The organism is Paenibacillus sp. JT31N7, from assembly GCF_059692095.1.
This window is the reverse complement of record NZ_JCAUAT010000001.1, coordinates 871386-890460: the sequence shown is the minus strand read 5'-3', so window position 1 is coordinate 890460 and position 19075 is coordinate 871386. Positions and strand designations below refer to the sequence as shown.

Sequence of the window (19075 nt, the reverse complement as noted above, 5' to 3'; positions counted from 1 at the left end):
CTGAAGCATTTGCCCGGTAACGCGATTTCGCGTGCCGGGATTTTTTTGTCTTCACGACCGGACAAGGGAAGGGCTTGTCATAGATTCGGACAGACTCGCATAGGGATGAATAACGGGAATCGTTTGAGGGAGAAGTCTTTTTTGTTGAAAAACGTAATAATTACGATTAAAATAAAGTGACTGCTGCAAAAAGGAGGGGAGATCGTGCATTTCGACGGAACAAGCAGAAGGATGAGGAAAAGAAACCTGATGGTTATCGCAGCGGGAAGTTTCCTGGCTGTACTGGCCTGGCAAGCCTTACGGACAGGAAATGCGGTTTTGCCGGACCCCTCGGTCATCCGGCTGTTCAAGACGATGTTCATCGGCATCGTGCTCGAAGCGGTTCCTTTTATTATGCTGGGTGTGGTGCTTTCCTCGTTCATGCAGGTCTATATCCCGGAGACGTGGATCCGTAAAGCGATCCCCCGGAACCCTTTTCTCGGACTCGTGTTCGCCTGCCTGCTCGGCATTCTGTTTCCGATTTGCGAGTGCGGTATGATTCCGGTCGTCCGGCGGCTGATCAACAAGGGAATGCCGCTCTACATAGGGGTAGTCGTCATTCTGGTAGGCCCTATCGTCAATCCGGTTGTCTATGCGGCTACGTACACGGCCTTCCGGATGAATCCCGAAATGCTGTACGCCCGGATGGGGCTGGCCCTGGGAGCGGGCGCATTTATCGGCTTGTTCGTCTACGCGTTTATAAACAAAAATCCTCTGAAACACAGCCTGAAATCGCTGTACGCCGGAAACGGACAAGACTGCACGCACGTGCAGGGGGGCGGTAAATTCGTTACGATGATGGGTCACGCGGGCGGGGAATTTTTCGATATGGGGAAATATCTTATTTTCGGCTCTCTAATCACGGCCGTTATTCAGGCGTTTGTGCCGAGAGGCGATTTGTCGGCGCTGGGGGAGGGGGAGGTGCTTCCCCATCTGTTTATGATGGGATTTGCCTATATTTTGTCGCTCTGTTCCACCTCGGACGCATTTGTCGCTTCTTCCTTTCTCCAGACGTTTTCCAAAGGTTCTCTGCTCACGTTTCTCGTTTTCGGTCCCATGCTCGATTTTAAAAGCACGCTGATGCTTCTATCCGTTTTCAAAACGAAGTTTGTCCTGCTGCTTGCCGCAGTAATAACGGTGACCGTGTTTGCCGGTTCTGTTATGGTCGAGCACCTATTTTTCAAATAAGGATTTGAATTCGGGAGGTGGACCGGGTGGAAGACAGGCGCGTTTACGCCTTCCATTATTTTATCAGGGCGGCGATTCTATGCGGGTTTTCGTTTTATATCGTTTATCTCGTCAAAACGGGCAGTATGCCGCATTATTTGGCGCCCCGCCTGGTACCGTACGTCAAAGCTTCGGCGATTGCCCTGTTCGTGCTGGCCGTGATCCAGATTTATCTGGCTCTGCAGCCCGCCGCAGGCGGGGAACTCGACTGCGGATGCGAGCCCGATGTACGGAAATCGAAGCTTTCGCACGGTGCGGCTTATTCCTTGTTCCTTTTACCGCTGCTGCTCGGCTTTCTGCTGCCCGACCGGATAACGGGGAGCGATATCGTTCAGGTTAAAGGGATTCAATTGAATACCTCCAACCTCCAGACGCAGAGGAACGAAGGTCCCCGGGACGATCCTCCCCACAAGCAACTATCATCAGGGGAAGCAAGTCAGGGCGAGGGAGATACGGAAGAAGCCAAGCTTAAGGAGATGTTCAAAGGCAGCCGGTTTACGGAAGAGTACGCGAAGCTGGCCATGCGGCTTTATCAAAACAAAACCATTCTTATCGGTGAGAAAGGCTTTATGGAGACGCTGACGGCAGTAGATCTGTTCGCCGGGAATTTTGCGGGGAAACAAATGGAAATCAGCGGCTTCGTTTACCGGGAGGACGGCATGCCCAAAAACCAGTTCGTCGTCGCAAGACTGACGATGCAGTGCTGCTCGGCCGATGCATCCCCGTACGGCGTTATCGTGGAGGCTCCGGGTGCGGAATCGTATCCCAAGGACGCATGGGTGACGGTGAAAGGCACGATCCGAAAGTCCGTCTACGAAAATAAAGACGTGATGAAGCTGGAGGGAGCCGTTATCCAAAAAATCAAAGAGCCTTCGTCCCCCTACGTGTATCCGTATGCCGGTGATTTCGCAGATCTGGGGAAGTAGAGGCTAGGGCAAAAACAAAAACCGCTTTCCGACGGAAGGCGGTTTTGTGCGGTGCAAGAGCCGGTAGGGGGAAGGTAACTTGGCGGGGAGACACGATCAACAGAATTGGGAGCAGGTGCAAGAAAACCGTTCCGTACGGCGCAAGGTTTCCAGTTAGCGATGCCTGGCGTTTGACGATAAATTTCGCCGAGCGGCAGGCACCTGCCTGACTTTACCTGTTGCTACCTCCGGCGGCCCGGCTCCGGTTCAACGGGCAGCGGCATTTCCTGCAGACGTTTCCATTCTTGACTCAGCCGGTCCACATCCAGATCGATCCCGATAAACACGAGATAGGGTTTCCCCCGGTAAAAGGAAGGCTCCCAGTAACTCCGTTTTCCTGCGTACTGCAGCAGATGCGTAGGCCCGGATTCCTTGAAGGTCACATACCCTTTGGCGCGGATCAGACCATCCTTCCACCGCTGGAGGAAGGCGTCCACATCCGCTTTGGTCAGCCCCGCAGCCTGATTCCACGGAAGAGTGACGGTACGGACGCGGGAGTGGGAAGGCGCCGTTTGCGCCGGTGCAGGCGAGTCGGCGGGGTGCTTGGCGCTTCCTGAGCCTTCCGTACTCGGCTCCTTCGGATGAGTCCGAATCTTCGTCATCCGAATAGGCCGGACCGTCAGAGGCGTATTCTGCGCAGGCTGGATCCCTTCCAGGATCGGCTGAATCTCAATGCGGCAGTGAGTGGTATACACGAGCATGGCGTGCCCGTTCAGCTTGCGTATCGCTTTCTCGATTTGGTGCAGCCGAATGCGGTGCACATAATCCGTTTTGTTGACCAGGATAAGGTCGGCAACTTCGACCTGCCTGCGAAGCGTCCGCACGAGCTGTTTGTCCGATGCGAACAGGCTGTTGTAGTCCATGAAGTTTTCGGCATCGAGCACAGTGATGACCTGCTTGAGGGCAACGCGGTCCAACAGACCGGGTTCCGTGAGCACATCGGCAATTTCTTCGGGGTTGGCCACGCCGGTCAGCTCAATGAATAAAATATCCGGATTGCGCAGAAGCAGTGCCTGCAAACTGCCGGTAAGCTCGCTTTTCTTGCTGCAGCAGACACAGCCGTCCAGCAGTTTTTCAATCGAAGCGGAACTGTGCCCTTCCAAAATCAAGCCGTCGACATCCGCTTTGCCCAGCTCGTTCATCAGGATCCCCGGGCGCAGGCCGAGTTTCTTCGATTCTTCGAGCATCCGGAGCAGAAGCGTTGTTTTACCGCTGCCCAAAAAACCGCTAAGTACGAGTACAGGGATTTTCACGGTTCTAGTTCCTTTCTGAAATAAAAGATATGTTCTCATTGTATGCTTGTCCGGGAACGAACATGCAAAAAAATCGTAATCATTACGTTTAAATTCATTTTACAGGAAACAATGCTGACCGGCAAACCGAATGTCTTCATTAAGGAGGGGGAGTGGAAGGGAGCGTGCAGAGCTTCCTTATGTTTTTGTAATCCGGGTAAAAAGTCCCTAATTAATTAAAGTGGTAAAAAAATCCTCCATACCCATTAAAGGGTGTGGAGGATTTTTAACTTTCCAATGCTTTATTGCAGGGACTGTTGAGTTTTAGCGGAACCCGCAAAGGTCTGAAATTGATCCTTTAATTTCTGGCGGGCGTCTTTATTGCGGAGTAAGTAAGCAGCTCCTAGACCAATTGCAGTAAACATCATTTTTTTACCCATTTTCGTTTACCTCCTCGTATGTTAAGGTTGCTGGCTCTACAGAAAATTACCCGCTCAGCCCGATGCTAAACATTTTTCCGCGTAATAAACTAAAAAGAGAGGGCGGTGCAGCCGTGCAACCCCATCTTTTCCAACTAAAAAAGACCACCCGATAAGAGCTCGGATGGTCCTTCTTGTTGAGTGAATTAAACGGTTTTCCAAACGTCAGCTTTACCTGGAGTTTCGCCTTGTGTCCACCATTTGGCTTCGTATACGACACCGTTGTAAGTAACGCGGTTGCCTGCTGTGTAAACGGAGGATGCGCTCCAAGCAGGTGCAGTGCCGCCATTACCGCCGGCAGTTGTTTTAGCTGTTACGGCGGAGCTTGCAGCGGAAGTGTTGCCTGCCGCGTCTTTCGCTTTAACCGTGAACGTGTAGCTAGTGTCAGCCGTCAGGCCTGTTACCGTGTAGCTAGTTGTTGTGGAAGTTCCTACAAGAGTGGAACCTTGGTATACATCGTAACCCGTTACGCCGACATTGTCGGAAGAAGCGCTCCAGTTCAGAGTTACGGAGTTAGCTGTTACGCCGGAAGCAGTCACGCCTGCAGGAGCAGTAGGAGCTTGATTGTCGGTAGGTGTGCCACCCCCGCCGTTTACGTTAACGTCGATTACGTTGTAGAAAGCGTTAGGCGTATCGGCGATTTCCCAAACAGCCAGGATTACGTTGTAACCGCTGCGGGCAGGAACGTCACAGGTGTGGGAAGTGGAAGGATTCGGTTTTTTACCGCCGTCGTTGAAGGAGCAGAACAGTTCGAAATCGGAACGTTTCAGAGCTGCGTTAGGATTCCAGCCAGTTTTCGTGATGTAGTATTTCCATTCTCTCGTTGCGTGTGCGGCAGTCAGCTTCCAAGTGAACGTGTTGCTTCCGCTGTTGATGTTCACTTTGGACCAGCGGTCTGCAGTTTGAGCGTTCAGTTCAGGGAAAGCGGCGCCAGCGCCGGCGATTTGACCGTCAGCAGGGCCTCCCGCAGGGTAGCTGCCAGGTGCTTCAAGGCTTTGCGGCTCGTACACGATGGCTCCGCAGTTTTTGTTAATGCCTTGATTACAGAGGGCTGCGCGGCTTGCCGGACCTGTGATGTAACCGTGTGCGGAAGCGCTTTCAGCGAAAACGAGCGAACAGATAGCTCCGATTACAAGCGCTGCAAATGCTACGAGAAAAGGAGAAACTTTGAAAAGAGAGCGGTTCCATGAAATGGATTGGGACATTAGTTTAATACCTCCGATTTTAGTAAATTGGAATACAGGGAATTTAGAGCTATACTGACGCGAATCGTACAAGAATCAATAAGGACTCAAACCAGAGTAATCTGGTGGAAAGGTCAGGATTCGGCATCGTAAGCAGTGAATGGCTATCTACCGAGAACAGCAAATGAGCTTTAATTCCTGCCTGTCAAAATGTTTAGCATCTACCTCCTGTCAGTTTATGTCTAAACGGTTCATTTCACCTCCTCATATCCATATTATAGTACAAGGTAGAAGTAATGGAAGTAGGTCTTTAGAACTATTTATATACATAAAATGGTGTAAATAGTAAAACATCTCCTCCGAAAAATCCTTTAATTTTGGATATTTTTTTGTATATGTCGCAAAACGGAAAAAAGTTTAGAAATAAAAGGAAATATGTCGAAAGGAACGAATTAGATGTAAACATGTGCAGAACAGGAAGGAAGTGAGCCGGATATGAGTGTGGCGACAGACATCAAAATGTTTATTTCGGTTAAAAAAGCGTGGGTCCTGGTTCTGGCGATGATTCTGTACGGAATCGGCGTCGGAATTTTGGCGCCCATGAACGCCATTTACTTAAAAGAAGGGGTCGGACTCGGGAAAGGCGAGATCGCTTCGATTTTTGGTATTTCGCTTGTGCTCAATATGATTTTCACGATCAGCGTGGGCATCCTAAGCGATAAGATTCCGAGGAAGAAGATCATTCCCATGGCGGCTTCGGTAGTGTGTGCGGCCGGGCTGCTGATTTATATGAGAGCCGACGGATACGTATCCGCGCTCGTGGGCATGTCGATCGCATCGGCCCCGTCCGGGATGGTGATGGGCCAGATGTTTGCCATGGCCCGGAATCATTTCTCGAAGCTGGCGCCGGACATCGTGGAGATTTCGCAGCTCTGGCTGCGCGCGTCTTTCAGCGTGGGCTTTTTTACGGGGCTGCTGCTGGGTGCGAACATTTATTTGTGGTTTACTTTTTACGGAGTGCTCTGGGGCAATCTTGCGGGATATACGGCCCTCTTCGTTCTTCTGCTGTTTTACCGGGAAACGGTGGAAGCGCCTTCCAAAGCGGTTATTAAAAAGAGCGGCGAGCCGTTCTCGCTGGCAATGCTGGTCGCGCTGCTCATGCTCTCGTGCGCCGATGCGATAAGGGGACTGTATCTTCCCCTGGTCGTGAACGAGAAGTTCGGCAATCCGGAGCTCATGTCATACATATGGAGCGCACAGGCGGTATTCGAGCTGTTGTTTATGACGGTTGCGGGCTATTGGGCGCTGAAATACGGCTTCAAGCCGGTTATTTTATTCGCCAGCCTGTTCGCGCTGATCGTCTATGTGGTGTACGCGAATGTGGATTATCTGCCGCTTTTTTTCGCTATGCAGCCGCTGTATTCGTTTTACGTGGCCGTGCTGCTCGGGGTGGCAATGGGCTACGTTCAGCGCATGTTTTTGCACAAAACGGGGTTCGGAGCCAGCCTATACGTCGTGATTACCCAAATGGCTTCTCTGGTCGGCTATTTCCTGCCGCTGCTTATAGAAGGCATCACTCCGTCTATTTTTTATATCCCCGGTATGCTCATTGTCGTTTCCATGCTGCTCATTACAAGAACGATGCTAAAAGAACGCCGCAGCAGAAAGCCGGAAAACGCACAAACTTTGTAGGTGAAACTGTGTGTAAAACGGCCTGCGGCGAAGAAATGGCTCCGGTACTTTACCGCAAACGCCGGCTGTGCTAAACTGAGGCCACCGGAACGGTGTGTAACTGGCGGAACGTGGGGAACCACGGGGGAGCACACGGGAAAATATAGCCGTACGCCTGGGCGAAAGTATTTGCAGATAACGGGAAACCGTGTCCGCGGATACTTTTTTTGTTTTCTTTTTGCAGGGAACCAATAAATCGGGGGGCGGAAAACGTGGGAATGTTAATGAAAACGGCAGATCTTGCCGGTCGGTTAAGGGAATCGATCCGAATAGAAACGGACATGTGGAAAAAGAAGGGAATCGAGCCTTCCCTGGCGGTTGTGCTCATAAAAGGTGATCCGGCTTCCGAATACTACGCCAAAGCCAAGGAAAAGACGGCGCAAAAACTCGGCATCGGCTACCGTCTGACGGAATTCGATCCGGCTATTACGCAAACGGATCTGCTCGGTCATCTCGGGGAGCTGAACGCGGATAACAACGTGCACGGAATCATGCTGGAGCTTCCGCTGCCCCGGCACTTGAACGGGGCCGAAGCTGCGGGTCTTATCCGTCCCGATAAAGATGTGGACGGAATTGCGCCCGGCAGCAAACTTGCCTGTTACCTCGGCACGGAGGGACTGTACCCGGCAACTCCCCAGTCTTGTATCCGCATTCTGCAGGAATTCGGATTCGGGTTGAAAGGACGGCATGTGGTGCTCGTCGGAAGAGGCGAAACCGTCGGCAGGCCTTTGATGCCTATGCTGCTGCGGGAGCACGCGACGCTTACGGTGTGCCATTCGCACACGCAGAATCTCGCGCGCCATATTGCCGGTGCGGACATCCTCCTTACAGCGGCCGGACGGGCGGGGATGGTTACCGCGGATATGGTACACCCGGATCTGGTGATTGTCGATGCGGGCATTAACGAAACGGCCACTGGAATAGCGGGGGATGTTAGCCCGGATGCTCTGCAGCGGGTGAAAGCAATGACGCCGGTGCCGGGAGGCGTAGGAACGCTAACGACGCTCATCTTGTTTGAAAATCTGTTGAAAGCGGTCGGAATGCAGATCGGGGAGGGAAAACTCTGATGAGTGTGTACGATCAGTCTATTCGCGAATTTCTGGCCGAGGCTTCTTCGGCCTCTCCGGTTCCAGGAGGAGGAAGCATTGCCGCTTTGGCCGCGGCCCTCGGAGCCTCCATGGGTTCGATGACGGCCCGGTTGACCACGGGCGCCAAGTTCAAAGAGCAACAAGCCGCGATGCTTGAGAACGCGGAGCTTTTCCTGCAGGCCATCGAACGGTTCGAAGCCCTGCAGGAAAAAGACATGGCTTCCTTCAACCGGTTCATGAAGGCGCTGAAACTGCCGGCTGCCACTCCCGAGGAGAAGGAACGCCGGAGTCTCGCCATCCGGGAAGCCTCCGTATATGCGGCGGATGTGCCGCTGGAACTGATGGAGGCTTGCCTTGCTGTCATGCGGCGGCTGGCGGTCCTGGTCCCGGAAGTCAACAAGAATGTGGTGTCCGATCTGGGAATTGCCGTTCTGATGCTGGAAGCCGCGGTACAATCCGCCTGGATCACCGTGGAAATCAACTTGAATACAATGTCCAGCGACAGCCGGAACGTGTATAGGGACAAAGGAACGCTTCTTTTGGGTGAATCGGAAGGAATAAAGCGGGACGCTTTGGCCCAAGTAAGAGAGCGGATGTGAGCGGCCGCGCGGGAGGCGGTGCTTTCCGGCCGCCGCCGGCAACATGAACCGTTCCATATTGAAAAAACCGTCTGAGATTCTTCCGGGAAAGAAGAGTTTCAGACGGTTTTTTTGCTGGCATAGCGGAGCCGGCGCGGTCTCTATTCGTACCGGCGAGTGGCCGGCCAGGAGCCTTGAAGCTTGCGAATCAGCACGATCTCGCCGGTATGAAAAGCGTCGTGCTGGATAACGCTGCTGATGCGGAAGCCGATCGGAGAATCGCGGTATACAGCGTCCATGTCCGGATCGGATTTGCTGTCCAGAAGGCTGCCGATACGGGTATGAACGGTGTCAAGCCCACGGAGCGTCCGCTGCCACGCTTCTTCGGAACCGTGCGTATCGGACGTTTTGAACGTGTCGTCGTTGTTTTGGGCCCAGTTGTCCGGTTCCTCGCCCTGTAGATGCTCCAGCAGCCGCTGCTTGTAGTAAACCAGATGGTTGACTGTCTCCCAGATGGTATTGCCCGCTTCACCCGGCGGCCGCCAGGAAGCCTGCTCCGCGCTTATACCGCTGACGGCGTCTTTCAGAGGGGCATACCAGTCTTCCGTACCGTAAGCGTGTTCCCAGCCGCGTTTAAGAAGATCCAATCCGTTCATTCGATTTCCTCCTAAAATAAGAATGGTGTAGAATTAGAAATGCGAAGTCATTCGAACATGGACGGGTCGAGCAATCCGCCTTCCCGGAAAAGGAAGAACTCGCACATGCAATGTGTGTAACCACCAAAATAAATTACGATGGTTACATCTGTTTGAATTTTAACATGAACTGGAAGAAGACTCAATGTTTATCCGGAGGTTGTTTTGGAAAATTCGGCTTTAGAGTTTATGAACAGCCAGTGGCATGACTGGCGGGGAACGGGGCGGAGCGAGGACAGGCTGGACCGGCCGGGCTGGCTGGAAGCTTTTCTCGAGAAGTGGGAGCTGGAGGCACCTCTTCCTCCGCAGCCCCATGAACGCGCCGCCCTTGGCGAGCTCCGTCAAGCCATGCGTGCGATCACGGAATGCGCAAGCTCAGGTAGGGAGCCGGATCATTCAGACATCGCCAGGCTGAACGAAGCGATGGCTGAAGTGTCTTCCCGCCCGGTTCTGGCGAGGGAAGAAGGCCGCGGCTGGCGGCTGGAGCGCAGGACGGACGATAGGGGCTGGGCCGCGGTAATGGGGCAGGTGGCCGTCGCATTTGCGCGGCTGCTGGCGGAAGAAGACGTGCGGCGGCTCAAAATCTGCGCCAACGAAGACTGCCGCTGGGTTTTCTTCGACGAGAGCAGAAGCCGGACGGCCCGGTGGTGCGACGATAAGATGTGCGGCAACCTGATGAAAGTCAGGCGCTTCCGGAAACGCCGGAAAGAAAACGAATGATCCGGCTTTCGAGCGTTTACGGCCGTGCCACAAGGAATACCGCTTCGAAAGTCGAAGAAGTAAGAGACACCTACATAACGAGCAGTCCGACTATTGAATTTACGTATAAAGGAGAATGAATATGGCGAATCAATTCGAAAAAAACCTGGAGAAATACGCCGAGCTGGCGGTGAAAGTCGGTTTGAACATACAGCCCGGTCAGTCCTTATGGGTGAACGCTTCCATTCAGCAGGCTCCTTTAGCCCGTTTTATTACGCAAAAAGCATACGAAGCGGGAGCGAAATCGGTTCACGTCGAATGGATGGATGATACCATTACGAAGCTGAGATATACGCTTGCGCCCGACGATTCGTTCGATACTTATCCGGCGTGGAGAGCGCAGGCGGTAGAAGAGCTTGCCGAAAACGGCGGCGCCTATCTGCTTATCGAATCGGGCAATCCGGAACTGCTTCAAGGAGTGAAGCCGGAACGTATCGCGGCTTATTCCAAGGCCGCGGGCAAGGCGCTTGCCAAATGGAGAGAATACATGACCTCCCACAAGATGACGTGGTCGATTCTCGCCGCCCCTTCCACCGGCTGGGCCGGTAAAGTATTCCCGGATCTGCCTGAAGAAGAAGCCGTAGCCGCTTTGTGGGAGGAGATTTTCAAAGCTACCCGCGTGGACCAGGATAATCCCGTTCAGGTCTGGGAGCGGCATAATGCCTCGCTCAGGGCCAAAGTGGAAGAGCTGAACGCCAAACAGTACCGGAAGCTTCACTACCGGGCGCCTGGCACGGAGCTGAGCGTAGTGCTGCCGGAGCGCCACATCTGGTGCGGAGGCTCGACTGTGAACGAGAAGGGGGATGCTTTCAATCCGAACGTTCCTACGGAGGAAGTATTCGTTTCTCCGCTTAAGGACGGTACGAACGGGGTTGTTCAAAGCACGAAGCCGCTGAGCTATCAGGGAAATCTGATCGAGAATTTCACGCTTACGTTTGAAAACGGCCGTGTCGTGGACTTTCAGGCGGAGAAAGGGTATGAAGCGTTAAAAGGACTTCTCGAACTGGACGAAGGAGCCCGCCATCTCGGCGAGGTTGCGCTTGTGCCTCATGAGTCGCCTATTTCCGCGAGCAACGTCATTTTCTTTAACACGCTGTTCGATGAGAACGCGTCGAATCACCTTGCCCTGGGAAAAGCCTTCGGCTTCAGCATTCCGGACGGAACGAAAATGTCCGTGGACGAGCTGACGAAGGCGGGTCTCAACGACAGTATTACCCACGTGGACTTCATGATCGGTTCGGCGGAAATGGACATTGACGGCGAATTGGCCGACGGGACGCTTGAACCTATTTTCCGCAAAGGAAATTGGGCTTAATATTCCGCAAAGTGCAGCACGGTTGCCTTGGAATCGGGGCGGCGAACGCGATGAATCTACGAAAAGTCAGCCGGGATTGCCGGCTGGCTTTTTCTTTGTGTGCAAGAAAAGCTGCGATCCCCTCTCCGATCCCGGCTGCGGAATACAGCTCGTTGTGCGTTTCTTACGGAAGCGTGCGGCAGGCTTTTTTGTTTTTAGGAAAGGTTTATTTGGAATTCCTTGGAATATCCTTTTATACTTACAAAGGGACCCTTATAAAACGTACGGGGAGTGATGAAAATGAGCGTTTACGAGCATCTGATCCAACCGAATTTAACAGGCGACTTGAAAAAAGATGTGTATGCTTTTCTGACCGAAAACGGACATCGCGAAACCGCGGAGCACTGCATGAAAGTGGGCGAGAAGGCCCGGGAACTGGCCATGCGGTTCGGGGCGGACCCCGAAATAGCGGCATCATCCGGCTATTTGCATGATATCAGCGCCGTTTTTTCCAACGATACGCGTATTTCCGTGTCGGTTCAGCTTGGGATCGAAGTGCTTCCAGAGGAAGAAAGCTTTCCGATGATCATTCACCAAAAGATGTCGAAAGCGATAGCACGGGATTTATTCGGAGTGGCGGCCCCTGCCATCTTGAGTGCGGTTGAATGCCATACCACGCTAAAAAAACAGGCATCGCAAATGGATAAGCTACTTTTTACAGCCGACAAAATTGCCTGGGATCAGATGGGCACGCCCCCGTATCTTGAAGAGCTGAATAGGGGACTCGCACTTTCGATAGACCATGCCGCATTTGCCTATATCCGCTACTTATGGAGCCGGAAAGACACGCTCAGAGTTGTTCATCCATGGCTTAGAGAGGCGCACGCGGATTTGTCGAGGCACATTGGAAGCGAGACGGAAACGTGCGGAACATAAGCAGGAGAAAGATGTTTGCGCTGTCTGTCGTTCTGATCGTTTTACTGGCTCCGTTTGTTTATGTTCAGGGAAATAAAATGGCCTATGCGGAAAGAGTTAGGAGCTACCTGCTCCAGGAAAAAGACTACAAAGAAGAAGAGCTGGCATCGGTCAAAGGAGTTTGGGGAATCAAGATGCCCCCCTTCTATACGGTCGTTGTTTTCAAGGATGAGCCCGAAGTGAATTATGTTTATTTTTCTCATAACGATGTGATTCAGTTCGATCAGCGGATTTCTCCGAAAGGAGTACAGCTGGGGATAACGAAAGAAAAACTGAAACATTCGGAAAAGCTCAAGGAAGGGTAGGGATACTCAAACCGGAATGAGCCGACTATAAAATCTTTTTTTGTGGGATAAAACAAATTCTTGTTGACCATTAAACAAACGATAATATATTATGTTTATGTATTAGCAAACGTAATATATATTTGTTAGTTAAAAGGGTTTTATTTTCAGTCTGAACAGAATCTCAGGGATTCGCAGGAAGGGGTACACAGTTGTGTTTAAAAATGCTTTTGTCCGAACGATTATTCTTTCCAACGTTCTGCTGCAGCTTGGCATCTGGATAAGAAACTTTGCCATTTTGCTGTATGTGACGGATATAACGAACAACAATCCCAAATTTGTTTCGTTAATCTCTGTCGCCGAATTTACTCCGATTTTTCTTTTTGCGATTATCGGGGGAACATTCGCGGACCGGTGGAGACCGAAGCGGACCATGATCGTTTGCGATCTTCTCTCGGCGTTGTCCGTATTCGCCGTCCTGCTCGTCGTGATGTTCGGTTCGTGGCACGCGCTGTTTTTCGCTACGCTGGTGTCGGCGATTTTGTCGCAATTCTCCCAGCCGTCCGCGTTAAAACTGTTCAAACAGCATGTCCCGGAAGAGCAGCTTCAAGGGGTCATGGCGATGTTCCAGACGTTGATGGCCATCTTTATGGTATTCGGCCCGATTCTCGGCACATTCGTTTACCAGCACTACGGTCTGGAAATTTCAATTGCGGTCATGGGGGTTTGTTTCATCGCCTCCGCCGCCGTTCTTACTTCACTCCCGGCCGATCAGGAGAATCCGGCTAAGGCGGAACGCAATTTCATGCAGGAACTGAAGGATGGACTCGGTTACGTGTGGAACAGCCGTGCATTGAAGACGCTTGGAGGAACGTTCGCCGTTTCGGGCTTGGCGGTAGGTGTTATTCAGCCGTTGATGCTGTTTATCGCTATCGAAAATCTCGGGCAGGATAAACTGTTTCTGCAATGGCTTCTGGCGGCGAACGGAATCGCAATGCTGGCAGGCGGGGGGTTCGTCATGGCACTCTCGAAAAAAATGCAGCCGCAATCGCTGCTTGCGGCGGGGCTTATCGCCAGCACCGTTGGAACGATAGGAATCGGCTTGTCCACAAGCATTCCGCTGACGATCTTTTTCCAGGTGGTGAATGGGCTGTTTTATCCGTGCGTTATGATCGGAATTAACACCATGATGATGAAAAACACGGAAGCGGCTTTCATCGGCCGCGTGGGGGGCGTGCTTACGCCGATGTTTATGGGGTTCATGGTCATCGGCATGTCTGCCGCTGGATTTATGAAGGATATGTTGTCCCTTCAAACGGTTTATGCCGGAAGCGGAATTCTCTTCTTGCTCGGCGCACTGCTGCTTGTTCCCCTAATGCTGCGCCGGACGGAACCTCCTCTCGAAGGGCAAGGGACGGCCGCGGCCGCGGACAGCACCGACTAGCTTAGGGCAGTCAAAATCATCCCGCAGCTCGGCAACACCGCGCTAAGCTTCTGGCGCCTGGAAGAAGCGCCAGAATGCGGGTCAATCATCCACAAAAACGCCGCCCCCTCATCGAGAAGGGGTGGCGTTTTTGGCGTCTTAAGGCGCCGCATCGGCCGGCTGCAACCCGGCGTGACGGGTGAGCGCACGGATCAGCGTACCGTCCACCAGGTCGCTGATCCGTTTCATCATCGTTTCGGGCATTTCTTTCATACCCGTCTTGACCCATTTGACGACGATGCCTACGAACGCGAAGGTGTAAAATTCCGCGATAAAACATTTGTCCGAATCCGATACGTCAAGGCCGGCGGAAGCATCGTCCACTACACGTTTGATCATATCTTTGGTAGCCTCGAACAAATAGCTGTCAAACGCATTTTGCCCCGGAGTATTGAGCGCATTGATATAGAACAGCCGGTTTTTCATGAGATAATGCAGGATTTGTACGGCCATGTCGCTCCAGTGCCCGTAATCGCGGTAATCGGCGATGCTTTCCACCGCTTCCGAATAGTAAATCCAGTGAACCAGGTCGTATTTGTCTTTAAAATGATAATAAAAGGTTTGTCTGTTCAGTCCGCTGCCGGAGGAAATATCCTGAACACTGATTTTCGCCAAAGGTTTCGTTTCCATCTGCTTTTTAAGCGATGCGGCGAGCGCTTTTTTGGTCATTTGCGAATCGGTCATCGTGTCACCTCGATATGGTTCTCCACACTCCACTTTCCAGTATAAAGGAAGAGTCTTCTTTTTTAAAATGTTGGTGGTTGATTGGGGATCGTGTGTTCTTTACGGGCGGTTCTGTTAACGGAAAAATCGGAATCGTATACATAGACAATCCTATAAAAGTGTTTTGTTTTTGGACAATTCACTGGAATTGTCTATTTAGCGGGGATGATTTTTCGCGTTATACTGGAAATGTTTACATAAGGCATCCATACAAGTGGTAATTTTTCGTGGACACTCACGAAAGGCTGAAAAGATATGGATAGCCGTTCCTTTCTTTTCAAATAGTAGTAAGGGTGTGTAAATATTCGTATAGCACTAACAAGGAGGGCGAGAGTGTTTTGGCTAAATCAGAATCTTCAATTCCGCAGCCCAAAACCTACGGGCCGCTCGGAAATCTTCCGTTAATTGATAAAGAAAGTCCGCTGCAATCGATGATGAAGCTGGCGGATGAGCTGGGTCCCATCTTCAAACTGGAGATGCCCGGCAGAACGCAGCTGCTGATCTCCAGCCACGAACTGGTCGCAGACGCGTGCGACGAATCCCGTTTTGACAAAAAAATCGGGGCCGCTCTTTCGAATGTGCGTGCGTTTGGCGGGGACGGGCTGTTTACCGCTCACACGTATGAGCCTAACTGGCAGAAGGCTCACCATATTTTGCTGCCGACGTTCAGCCAGCGTGCCATGAAGGGATACCACAACATGATGGTGGACATTGCGGTCCAGCTCATCCAGAAATGGTCCCGGCTCAATGCGGACGAAATCATCGATGTACCTGAGGACATGACGCGCTTGACGCTGGACACAATCGGATTGTGCGGATTTAACTACCGCTTTAACAGCTTTTACCGGGAGCAGCCGCATCCTTTTATTACAAGTATGGTAAGAGCGCTTCACGAAGCGATGAATCAGACCCAGCGTCTCGGGCTTCAGGACAAGCTGATGGTCATTACGAAAAGACAATTCAACCATGACATCCAGGCTATGTTCGCCTTGGTGGACAAGCTAATCGCCGAACGCAGAGCCCAGGGAACGGAAGGAATCGATGACCTGCTGTCCCATATGCTGAACGGCAAAGACCCGGAAACGGGCGAATCTCTCGACGACGAGAATATCCGCTATCAGATCATTACGTTCCTGATCGCGGGGCATGAGACTACGAGCGGACTGCTGTCGTTTGCCCTTTATTTCCTTCTCAAGAATCCCGACAAGCTCCGCAAAGCGTATGAAGAAGTGGACCGGGTTCTGACCGATCCCGTGCCGACTTACGCACAAGTTCGCGAGCTGCATTACATCCGGATGATCTTGAACGAAGCGCTGCGGCTATGGCCGACGGCTCCGGCTTTCGTGCTTTATGCCAAAGAAGACACCCTGCTGGCCGATCAATATCCGCTGCAAAAAGGGGACAGTCTGACGGTGCTCATTCCGAAGCTCCACCGGGATAAAACCGTGTGGGGGGATGACGTGGAATCCTTCATTCCCGAGCGGTTCGAAGACCCGGGGAAGATCCCTTACGATGCGTACAAACCGTTCGGCAACGGACAGCGCGCCTGCATCGGGCAGCAGTTTGCCATGCAGGAAGCTACGCTTGTGCTCGGGATGGTTTTGAAGCATTTTAACATTAGGCAGCATACGGATTACGTCTTGAAGGTAAAAGAAACGCTGACGATGAAACCCGAAGGCTTTACGATGAAAGTGGAACCGCGCCATCAGGGAGTTGCCGTCACTATTCCGGGTACCGCGGTTTCCGAGGCGGAGGACACGCGGGTCAAAGAACAAGCCGCACCGCTCAGCGTGAACGCCCATAACACGCCGCTGCTCGTGCTGTACGGCTCGAACCTCGGTACGGCCGAAGGCATTGCGCGTGAGCTCGCCGATGCGGCGAAATACCAGGGCTTCCGTCCCGAAGTCGCTCCCATGAACGACTATGCCGGCAAGCTGCCGAAGAAAGGGGCCGTGTTCCTCGTAACCGCCTCTTACAACGGCAAGCCGCCGAGCAACGCCAAAGATTTCATGGACTGGCTCGAAAGCGCGGAGCCGGGCGAAATCGCCGGCGTACCGTTCGCCGTGTTCGGATGCGGCGATCATAACTGGGCGAGCACGTACCAGGACGTTCCGCGCCGGGCCGACGAGCTGCTTGCCTCCAAGGGAGGACAGCGCCTCGCCGGCCGCGGAGAGGGCGACGCCAGCGGCGATTTCGAGAAGCAGCTGGAAGACTGGCGCGAAGCGCTGTGGCCGGATGTCATGAAGGCGCTGGGTCTGGAGCTTACCGAGATTTCGGAGAAGGAAAAAAGCTCCCTGAGCCTGCAGTTCGTGAGCGGCTTCGCCGGTACGCCTCTGGCGGAATCGTACGATGCCGTGCATGCGGTCGTCGCCGGCAGCACCGAGCTTCAGGGGGAGGGAAGCGGGCGCAGCACCCGCCGGATCGAGGTGAAGCTGCCCGAAGGCGTGACCTACCGGGTCGGCGATCACCTGGGCGTCCTGCCGCGCAACTCCCGCGAAAGCGTGGCGCGCGTGCTCCGCCGGTTCGAGCTGCAGGGCAGCGACCACCTCATCCTGAGCGGAAGCGGACGGAGCGCCGCCCATCTGCCGCTGGACCGCCCGGTGAGCCTGGACGATCTGCTGGGCCACAGCGTGGACCTGCAGGAAGCGGCCACACGGGCCCAGCTGCGCGAACTGGCGGGCTGCACGGCGTGCCCGCCTCACAAGCGCGAGCTGGAAGCCTTGCTGGAGGAAGACGCGTACCGCGAGCAGGTGTGGAAGAAGCGCGTGTCCATGCTCGACCTGCTGGAGCGGTACGAAGCGTGCGAGCTGGGGTTCGAGCGCTTCCTGGAGCTGCTGCCGCCGCTGAAGCCGCGGTACTACTCGATTTCCAGCGCCCCGCAGGTGCAGCCGGAAGAGGCAAGCATCACGGTCGGGGTCGTGAAGGGCCGGGCGTGGAGCGGACGCGGCGAGTACCGGGGCGTGGCGTCGAACTACTTGGCGGAGCGCCAGCCTGGCGATGCGATCGTCATGTTCGTCCGGACGCCGGAATCGGGCTTCGGGCTGCCGGACGATCCGAAGACACCGGTCATCATGGTCGGCCCCGGCACGGGCGTCGCGCCGTTTCGCGGATTCCTGCAGGCCCGCAGCGCAATGCGGCAGGAAGGAGCGGAGCTTGGGGAAGCCCACCTGTATTTCGGCTGCCGGTGCGAGAGCGAACACATTTACCGGGATGAGCTGGAGCGGTATGAACGGGAAGGCCTCGTCAAGCTGCACACTGCGTATTCGCGGGCGGAAGGAACGCCGAAGACGTACGTGCAGCATTTGATGAAAGAGAATGCGGCGGAGCTGATCGCTCTGCTGGATAAAGGCGGGCAGCTGTATGTATGCGGAGACGGAAGCCGGATGGCGCCGGACGTGGAAGAGCAGCTGATGGAGGCTTACGCGAATATTCATCAGGTAAGCCCGGACGAAGCCCGGAAGTGGCTGGACGGCTTGCAGACGGACGGACGCTACGCCAAAGACGTCTGGGCGGGCATTTGACGGTGACGGTTAACTGAACGGCTCCGTCTTAAAAGAAAAGCAGCCGCCTCCGTAAGCAGACTAAACGGGCGGGCCCCTTAGTCAAGGACACTTTGAAAAAAAGAGCTAAGCAGCACGTAAGAGATGATTCCTGTAAGGCACAGGAGTCATCTTTTTTAATCCCCGCTTTTTGCAAGAAGCAATAGAAAGAGAGGACGCAGCAGTGCCGTCCTCCCTTTGACCTGATTTTCCTTATCGACGTCCAACTTTGGTTCTTACTACACCCACGTCAGAAGCATTGATGGCGATTGCGTTGCCCCCTTGCCCCGTGCGAGCTTTTGCCGCTTGCTTAACGATGACAGTGGTATGAGATTTTTTTACTTTCGTGACCTTCACTTTCGTGTGTTTCTTCTCATGTTTGTGTTTCTTCCAGTGTTTAGACATATTTTTCACCTCCTTTCCAAGCGGTTTGACCTATTAACGTTTTTTATCTTTTTTAAACACTTTCACATTTGCTGCGTTGCTTGCCAGTGCATTTCCGGAGCGTGTTTTGGCGACTGCGGACTGGACGATTTTGATGACAAGGAATTTGTTTTTTCCCACTTTATAGGTGTAGGATTTGGTCTTCGTATGAACCACGAGTTGAGACCTCCTTATCCGTTAAGATATCGTAGTATATTAAGGGGGAGAGCCAACTGAGGCGGCAGATGACAGAGGAGAAGAGCTGGTTTTGGAAAAAAAGTGGGGAAACTGCCGGCAGGCATGCAAAAGCTGCCTTGTTTTCCCGGAAGTAAGGGTGGGAAAGCGGAGGTTTTTAAGGTAAGCTTAGGCTAGCGGAA

General features: G+C 53.2%; 18 protein-coding genes and 1 riboswitch. Of the genes, 11 read left to right on the top strand and 7 right to left on the bottom strand.

The features are described from left to right. Nucleotides 1-204: 204 nt before the first annotated feature. On the top strand, nucleotides 205-1227 hold the full coding sequence (locus AC58P5_RS03735) for a permease (RefSeq protein ID WP_497384652.1): 1023 nt from the start codon (nucleotides 205-207) through the stop codon (nucleotides 1225-1227). Between the two features lie 26 nt (nucleotides 1228-1253). Next, entirely contained in the window at nucleotides 1254-2192 is a 939-nt protein-coding gene (locus AC58P5_RS03730; RefSeq protein ID WP_497384651.1) for a TIGR03943 family putative permease subunit, read from the top strand. A gap of 221 nt (nucleotides 2193-2413) precedes the next feature. On the opposite strand, the gene AC58P5_RS03725 is transcribed toward AC58P5_RS03730, so the two are convergent. The 3 genes from AC58P5_RS03725 to AC58P5_RS03715 all read right to left on the bottom strand — a co-directional run bounded on the left by AC58P5_RS03725 (nucleotide 2414) and on the right by AC58P5_RS03715 (nucleotide 5147). Beyond that, nucleotides 2414-3484, bottom strand: a complete 1071-nt coding sequence (locus tag AC58P5_RS03725; protein ID WP_497384650.1) for a CobW family GTP-binding protein — start codon at nucleotides 3482-3484, stop codon at nucleotides 2414-2416. Between the two features lie 281 nt (nucleotides 3485-3765). After that, on the bottom strand, nucleotides 3766-3903 hold the full coding sequence (locus tag AC58P5_RS03720) for a hypothetical protein (protein ID WP_009672324.1): 138 nt from the start codon (nucleotides 3901-3903) through the stop codon (nucleotides 3766-3768). Nucleotides 3904-4088: 185 nt separating this feature from the next. Continuing rightward, on the bottom strand, nucleotides 4089-5147 hold the full coding sequence (locus tag AC58P5_RS03715) for a lytic polysaccharide monooxygenase (protein ID WP_497384648.1): 1059 nt from the start codon (nucleotides 5145-5147) through the stop codon (nucleotides 4089-4091). Between the two features lie 474 nt (nucleotides 5148-5621). Here AC58P5_RS03715 and AC58P5_RS03710 point away from each other — a divergent pair, with 474 nt between their 5' ends. The 3 genes from AC58P5_RS03710 to AC58P5_RS03700 all read left to right on the top strand — a co-directional run bounded on the left by AC58P5_RS03710 (nucleotide 5622) and on the right by AC58P5_RS03700 (nucleotide 8544). Continuing rightward, on the top strand, nucleotides 5622-6818 hold the full coding sequence (locus tag AC58P5_RS03710; protein ID WP_497384646.1) for an MFS transporter: 1197 nt from the start codon (nucleotides 5622-5624) through the stop codon (nucleotides 6816-6818). Nucleotides 6819-6904: 86 nt separating this feature from the next. Continuing rightward, nucleotides 6905-6985, top strand: a riboswitch (ZMP/ZTP riboswitch). A gap of 84 nt (nucleotides 6986-7069) precedes the next feature. Then, on the top strand, nucleotides 7070-7924 hold the full coding sequence (locus AC58P5_RS03705; RefSeq protein ID WP_497384645.1) for a bifunctional 5,10-methylenetetrahydrofolate dehydrogenase/5,10-methenyltetrahydrofolate cyclohydrolase: 855 nt from the start codon (nucleotides 7070-7072) through the stop codon (nucleotides 7922-7924). Beyond that, complete coding sequence (locus tag AC58P5_RS03700; protein WP_497384644.1) at nucleotides 7924-8544, top strand: cyclodeaminase/cyclohydrolase family protein; 621 nt, start codon at nucleotides 7924-7926, stop codon at nucleotides 8542-8544. Before AC58P5_RS03705 ends, AC58P5_RS03700 begins: the two co-directional genes overlap by 1 nt. A 140-nt stretch (nucleotides 8545-8684) precedes the next feature. Here the strand turns inward: AC58P5_RS03700 and AC58P5_RS03695 are convergent, their stop codons facing one another. Continuing rightward, the gene (locus AC58P5_RS03695) at nucleotides 8685-9179 is read right to left on the bottom strand and encodes a DinB family protein (protein WP_497384643.1); all 495 of its coding nucleotides are present in this window, start codon (nucleotides 9177-9179) and stop codon (nucleotides 8685-8687) included. Between the two features lie 204 nt (nucleotides 9180-9383). Between AC58P5_RS03695 and AC58P5_RS03690 the strand changes: the two genes are divergently transcribed. The 5 genes from AC58P5_RS03690 to AC58P5_RS03670 all read left to right on the top strand — a co-directional run bounded on the left by AC58P5_RS03690 (nucleotide 9384) and on the right by AC58P5_RS03670 (nucleotide 13974). Then, complete coding sequence (locus AC58P5_RS03690) at nucleotides 9384-9938, top strand: CGNR zinc finger domain-containing protein (RefSeq protein WP_497384642.1); 555 nt, start codon at nucleotides 9384-9386, stop codon at nucleotides 9936-9938. Nucleotides 9939-10059: 121 nt separating this feature from the next. After that, a complete protein-coding gene (locus AC58P5_RS03685) occupies nucleotides 10060-11292 on the top strand; it encodes an aminopeptidase (RefSeq protein ID WP_497384640.1) in 1233 nt (410 codons plus the stop codon). A gap of 279 nt (nucleotides 11293-11571) precedes the next feature. Continuing rightward, nucleotides 11572-12207 carry an HD domain-containing protein gene (locus tag AC58P5_RS03680; protein WP_497384639.1) on the top strand — a complete coding sequence of 212 codons (636 nt, stop codon included), beginning with the start codon at nucleotides 11572-11574 and terminating at the stop codon, nucleotides 12205-12207. A gap of 11 nt (nucleotides 12208-12218) precedes the next feature. Further along, nucleotides 12219-12551 (top strand): DUF3139 domain-containing protein, encoded by a 333-nt coding sequence (locus AC58P5_RS03675; protein ID WP_497384638.1) that lies wholly within the window; start codon nucleotides 12219-12221, stop codon nucleotides 12549-12551. A gap of 193 nt (nucleotides 12552-12744) precedes the next feature. Further along, nucleotides 12745-13974 carry an MFS transporter gene (locus AC58P5_RS03670; protein ID WP_497384636.1) on the top strand — a complete coding sequence of 410 codons (1230 nt, stop codon included), beginning with the start codon at nucleotides 12745-12747 and terminating at the stop codon, nucleotides 13972-13974. Between the two features lie 138 nt (nucleotides 13975-14112). On the opposite strand, the gene dhaS is transcribed toward AC58P5_RS03670, so the two are convergent. Continuing rightward, complete coding sequence (gene dhaS, locus AC58P5_RS03665) at nucleotides 14113-14697, bottom strand: dihydroxyacetone kinase transcriptional activator DhaS (protein WP_497384634.1); 585 nt, start codon at nucleotides 14695-14697, stop codon at nucleotides 14113-14115. 377 nt (nucleotides 14698-15074) lie between these two features. Here dhaS and AC58P5_RS03660 point away from each other — a divergent pair, with 377 nt between their 5' ends. Beyond that, nucleotides 15075-18257, top strand: coding sequence for a bifunctional cytochrome P450/NADPH--P450 reductase (locus AC58P5_RS03660; protein ID WP_497384633.1), 3183 nt, complete (start codon nucleotides 15075-15077; stop codon nucleotides 18255-18257). 231 nt (nucleotides 18258-18488) lie between these two features. On the opposite strand, the gene AC58P5_RS03655 is transcribed toward AC58P5_RS03660, so the two are convergent. Both AC58P5_RS03655 and AC58P5_RS03650 read right to left on the bottom strand, forming a co-directional pair. Further along, a complete protein-coding gene (locus AC58P5_RS03655; protein ID WP_497384632.1) occupies nucleotides 18489-18680 on the bottom strand; it encodes a hypothetical protein in 192 nt (63 codons plus the stop codon). A gap of 33 nt (nucleotides 18681-18713) precedes the next feature. Next, the gene (locus tag AC58P5_RS03650; RefSeq protein WP_181024295.1) at nucleotides 18714-18875 is read right to left on the bottom strand and encodes a hypothetical protein; all 162 of its coding nucleotides are present in this window, start codon (nucleotides 18873-18875) and stop codon (nucleotides 18714-18716) included. Nucleotides 18876-19075 lie beyond the last annotated feature (200 nt).

What these genes read in the sequence shown, in the direction of transcription:
- AC58P5_RS03720 (WP_009672324.1), bottom strand. Translation starts at nt 3,903, where the DNA reads ATGGGTAAAAAAATGATGTTTACTGCAATTGGTCTAGGAGCTGCTTAC.
- AC58P5_RS03715 (WP_497384648.1), bottom strand. Translation starts at nt 5,147, where the DNA reads ATGTCCCAATCCATTTCATGGAACCGCTCTCTTTTCAAAGTTTCTCCT.
- AC58P5_RS03710 (WP_497384646.1), top strand. Translation starts at nt 5,622, where the DNA reads ATGAGTGTGGCGACAGACATCAAAATGTTTATTTCGGTTAAAAAAGCG.
- AC58P5_RS03700 (WP_497384644.1), top strand. Translation starts at nt 7,924, where the DNA reads ATGAGTGTGTACGATCAGTCTATTCGCGAATTTCTGGCCGAGGCTTCT.
- AC58P5_RS03695 (WP_497384643.1), bottom strand. Translation starts at nt 9,179, where the DNA reads ATGAACGGATTGGATCTTCTTAAACGCGGCTGGGAACACGCTTACGGT.
- AC58P5_RS03685 (WP_497384640.1), top strand. Translation starts at nt 10,060, where the DNA reads ATGGCGAATCAATTCGAAAAAAACCTGGAGAAATACGCCGAGCTGGCG.
- AC58P5_RS03680 (WP_497384639.1), top strand. Translation starts at nt 11,572, where the DNA reads ATGAGCGTTTACGAGCATCTGATCCAACCGAATTTAACAGGCGACTTG.
- AC58P5_RS03675 (WP_497384638.1), top strand. Translation starts at nt 12,219, where the DNA reads ATGTTTGCGCTGTCTGTCGTTCTGATCGTTTTACTGGCTCCGTTTGTT.
- dhaS (WP_497384634.1), bottom strand. Translation starts at nt 14,697, where the DNA reads ATGACCGATTCGCAAATGACCAAAAAAGCGCTCGCCGCATCGCTTAAA.
- AC58P5_RS03655 (WP_497384632.1), bottom strand. Translation starts at nt 18,680, where the DNA reads ATGTCTAAACACTGGAAGAAACACAAACATGAGAAGAAACACACGAAA.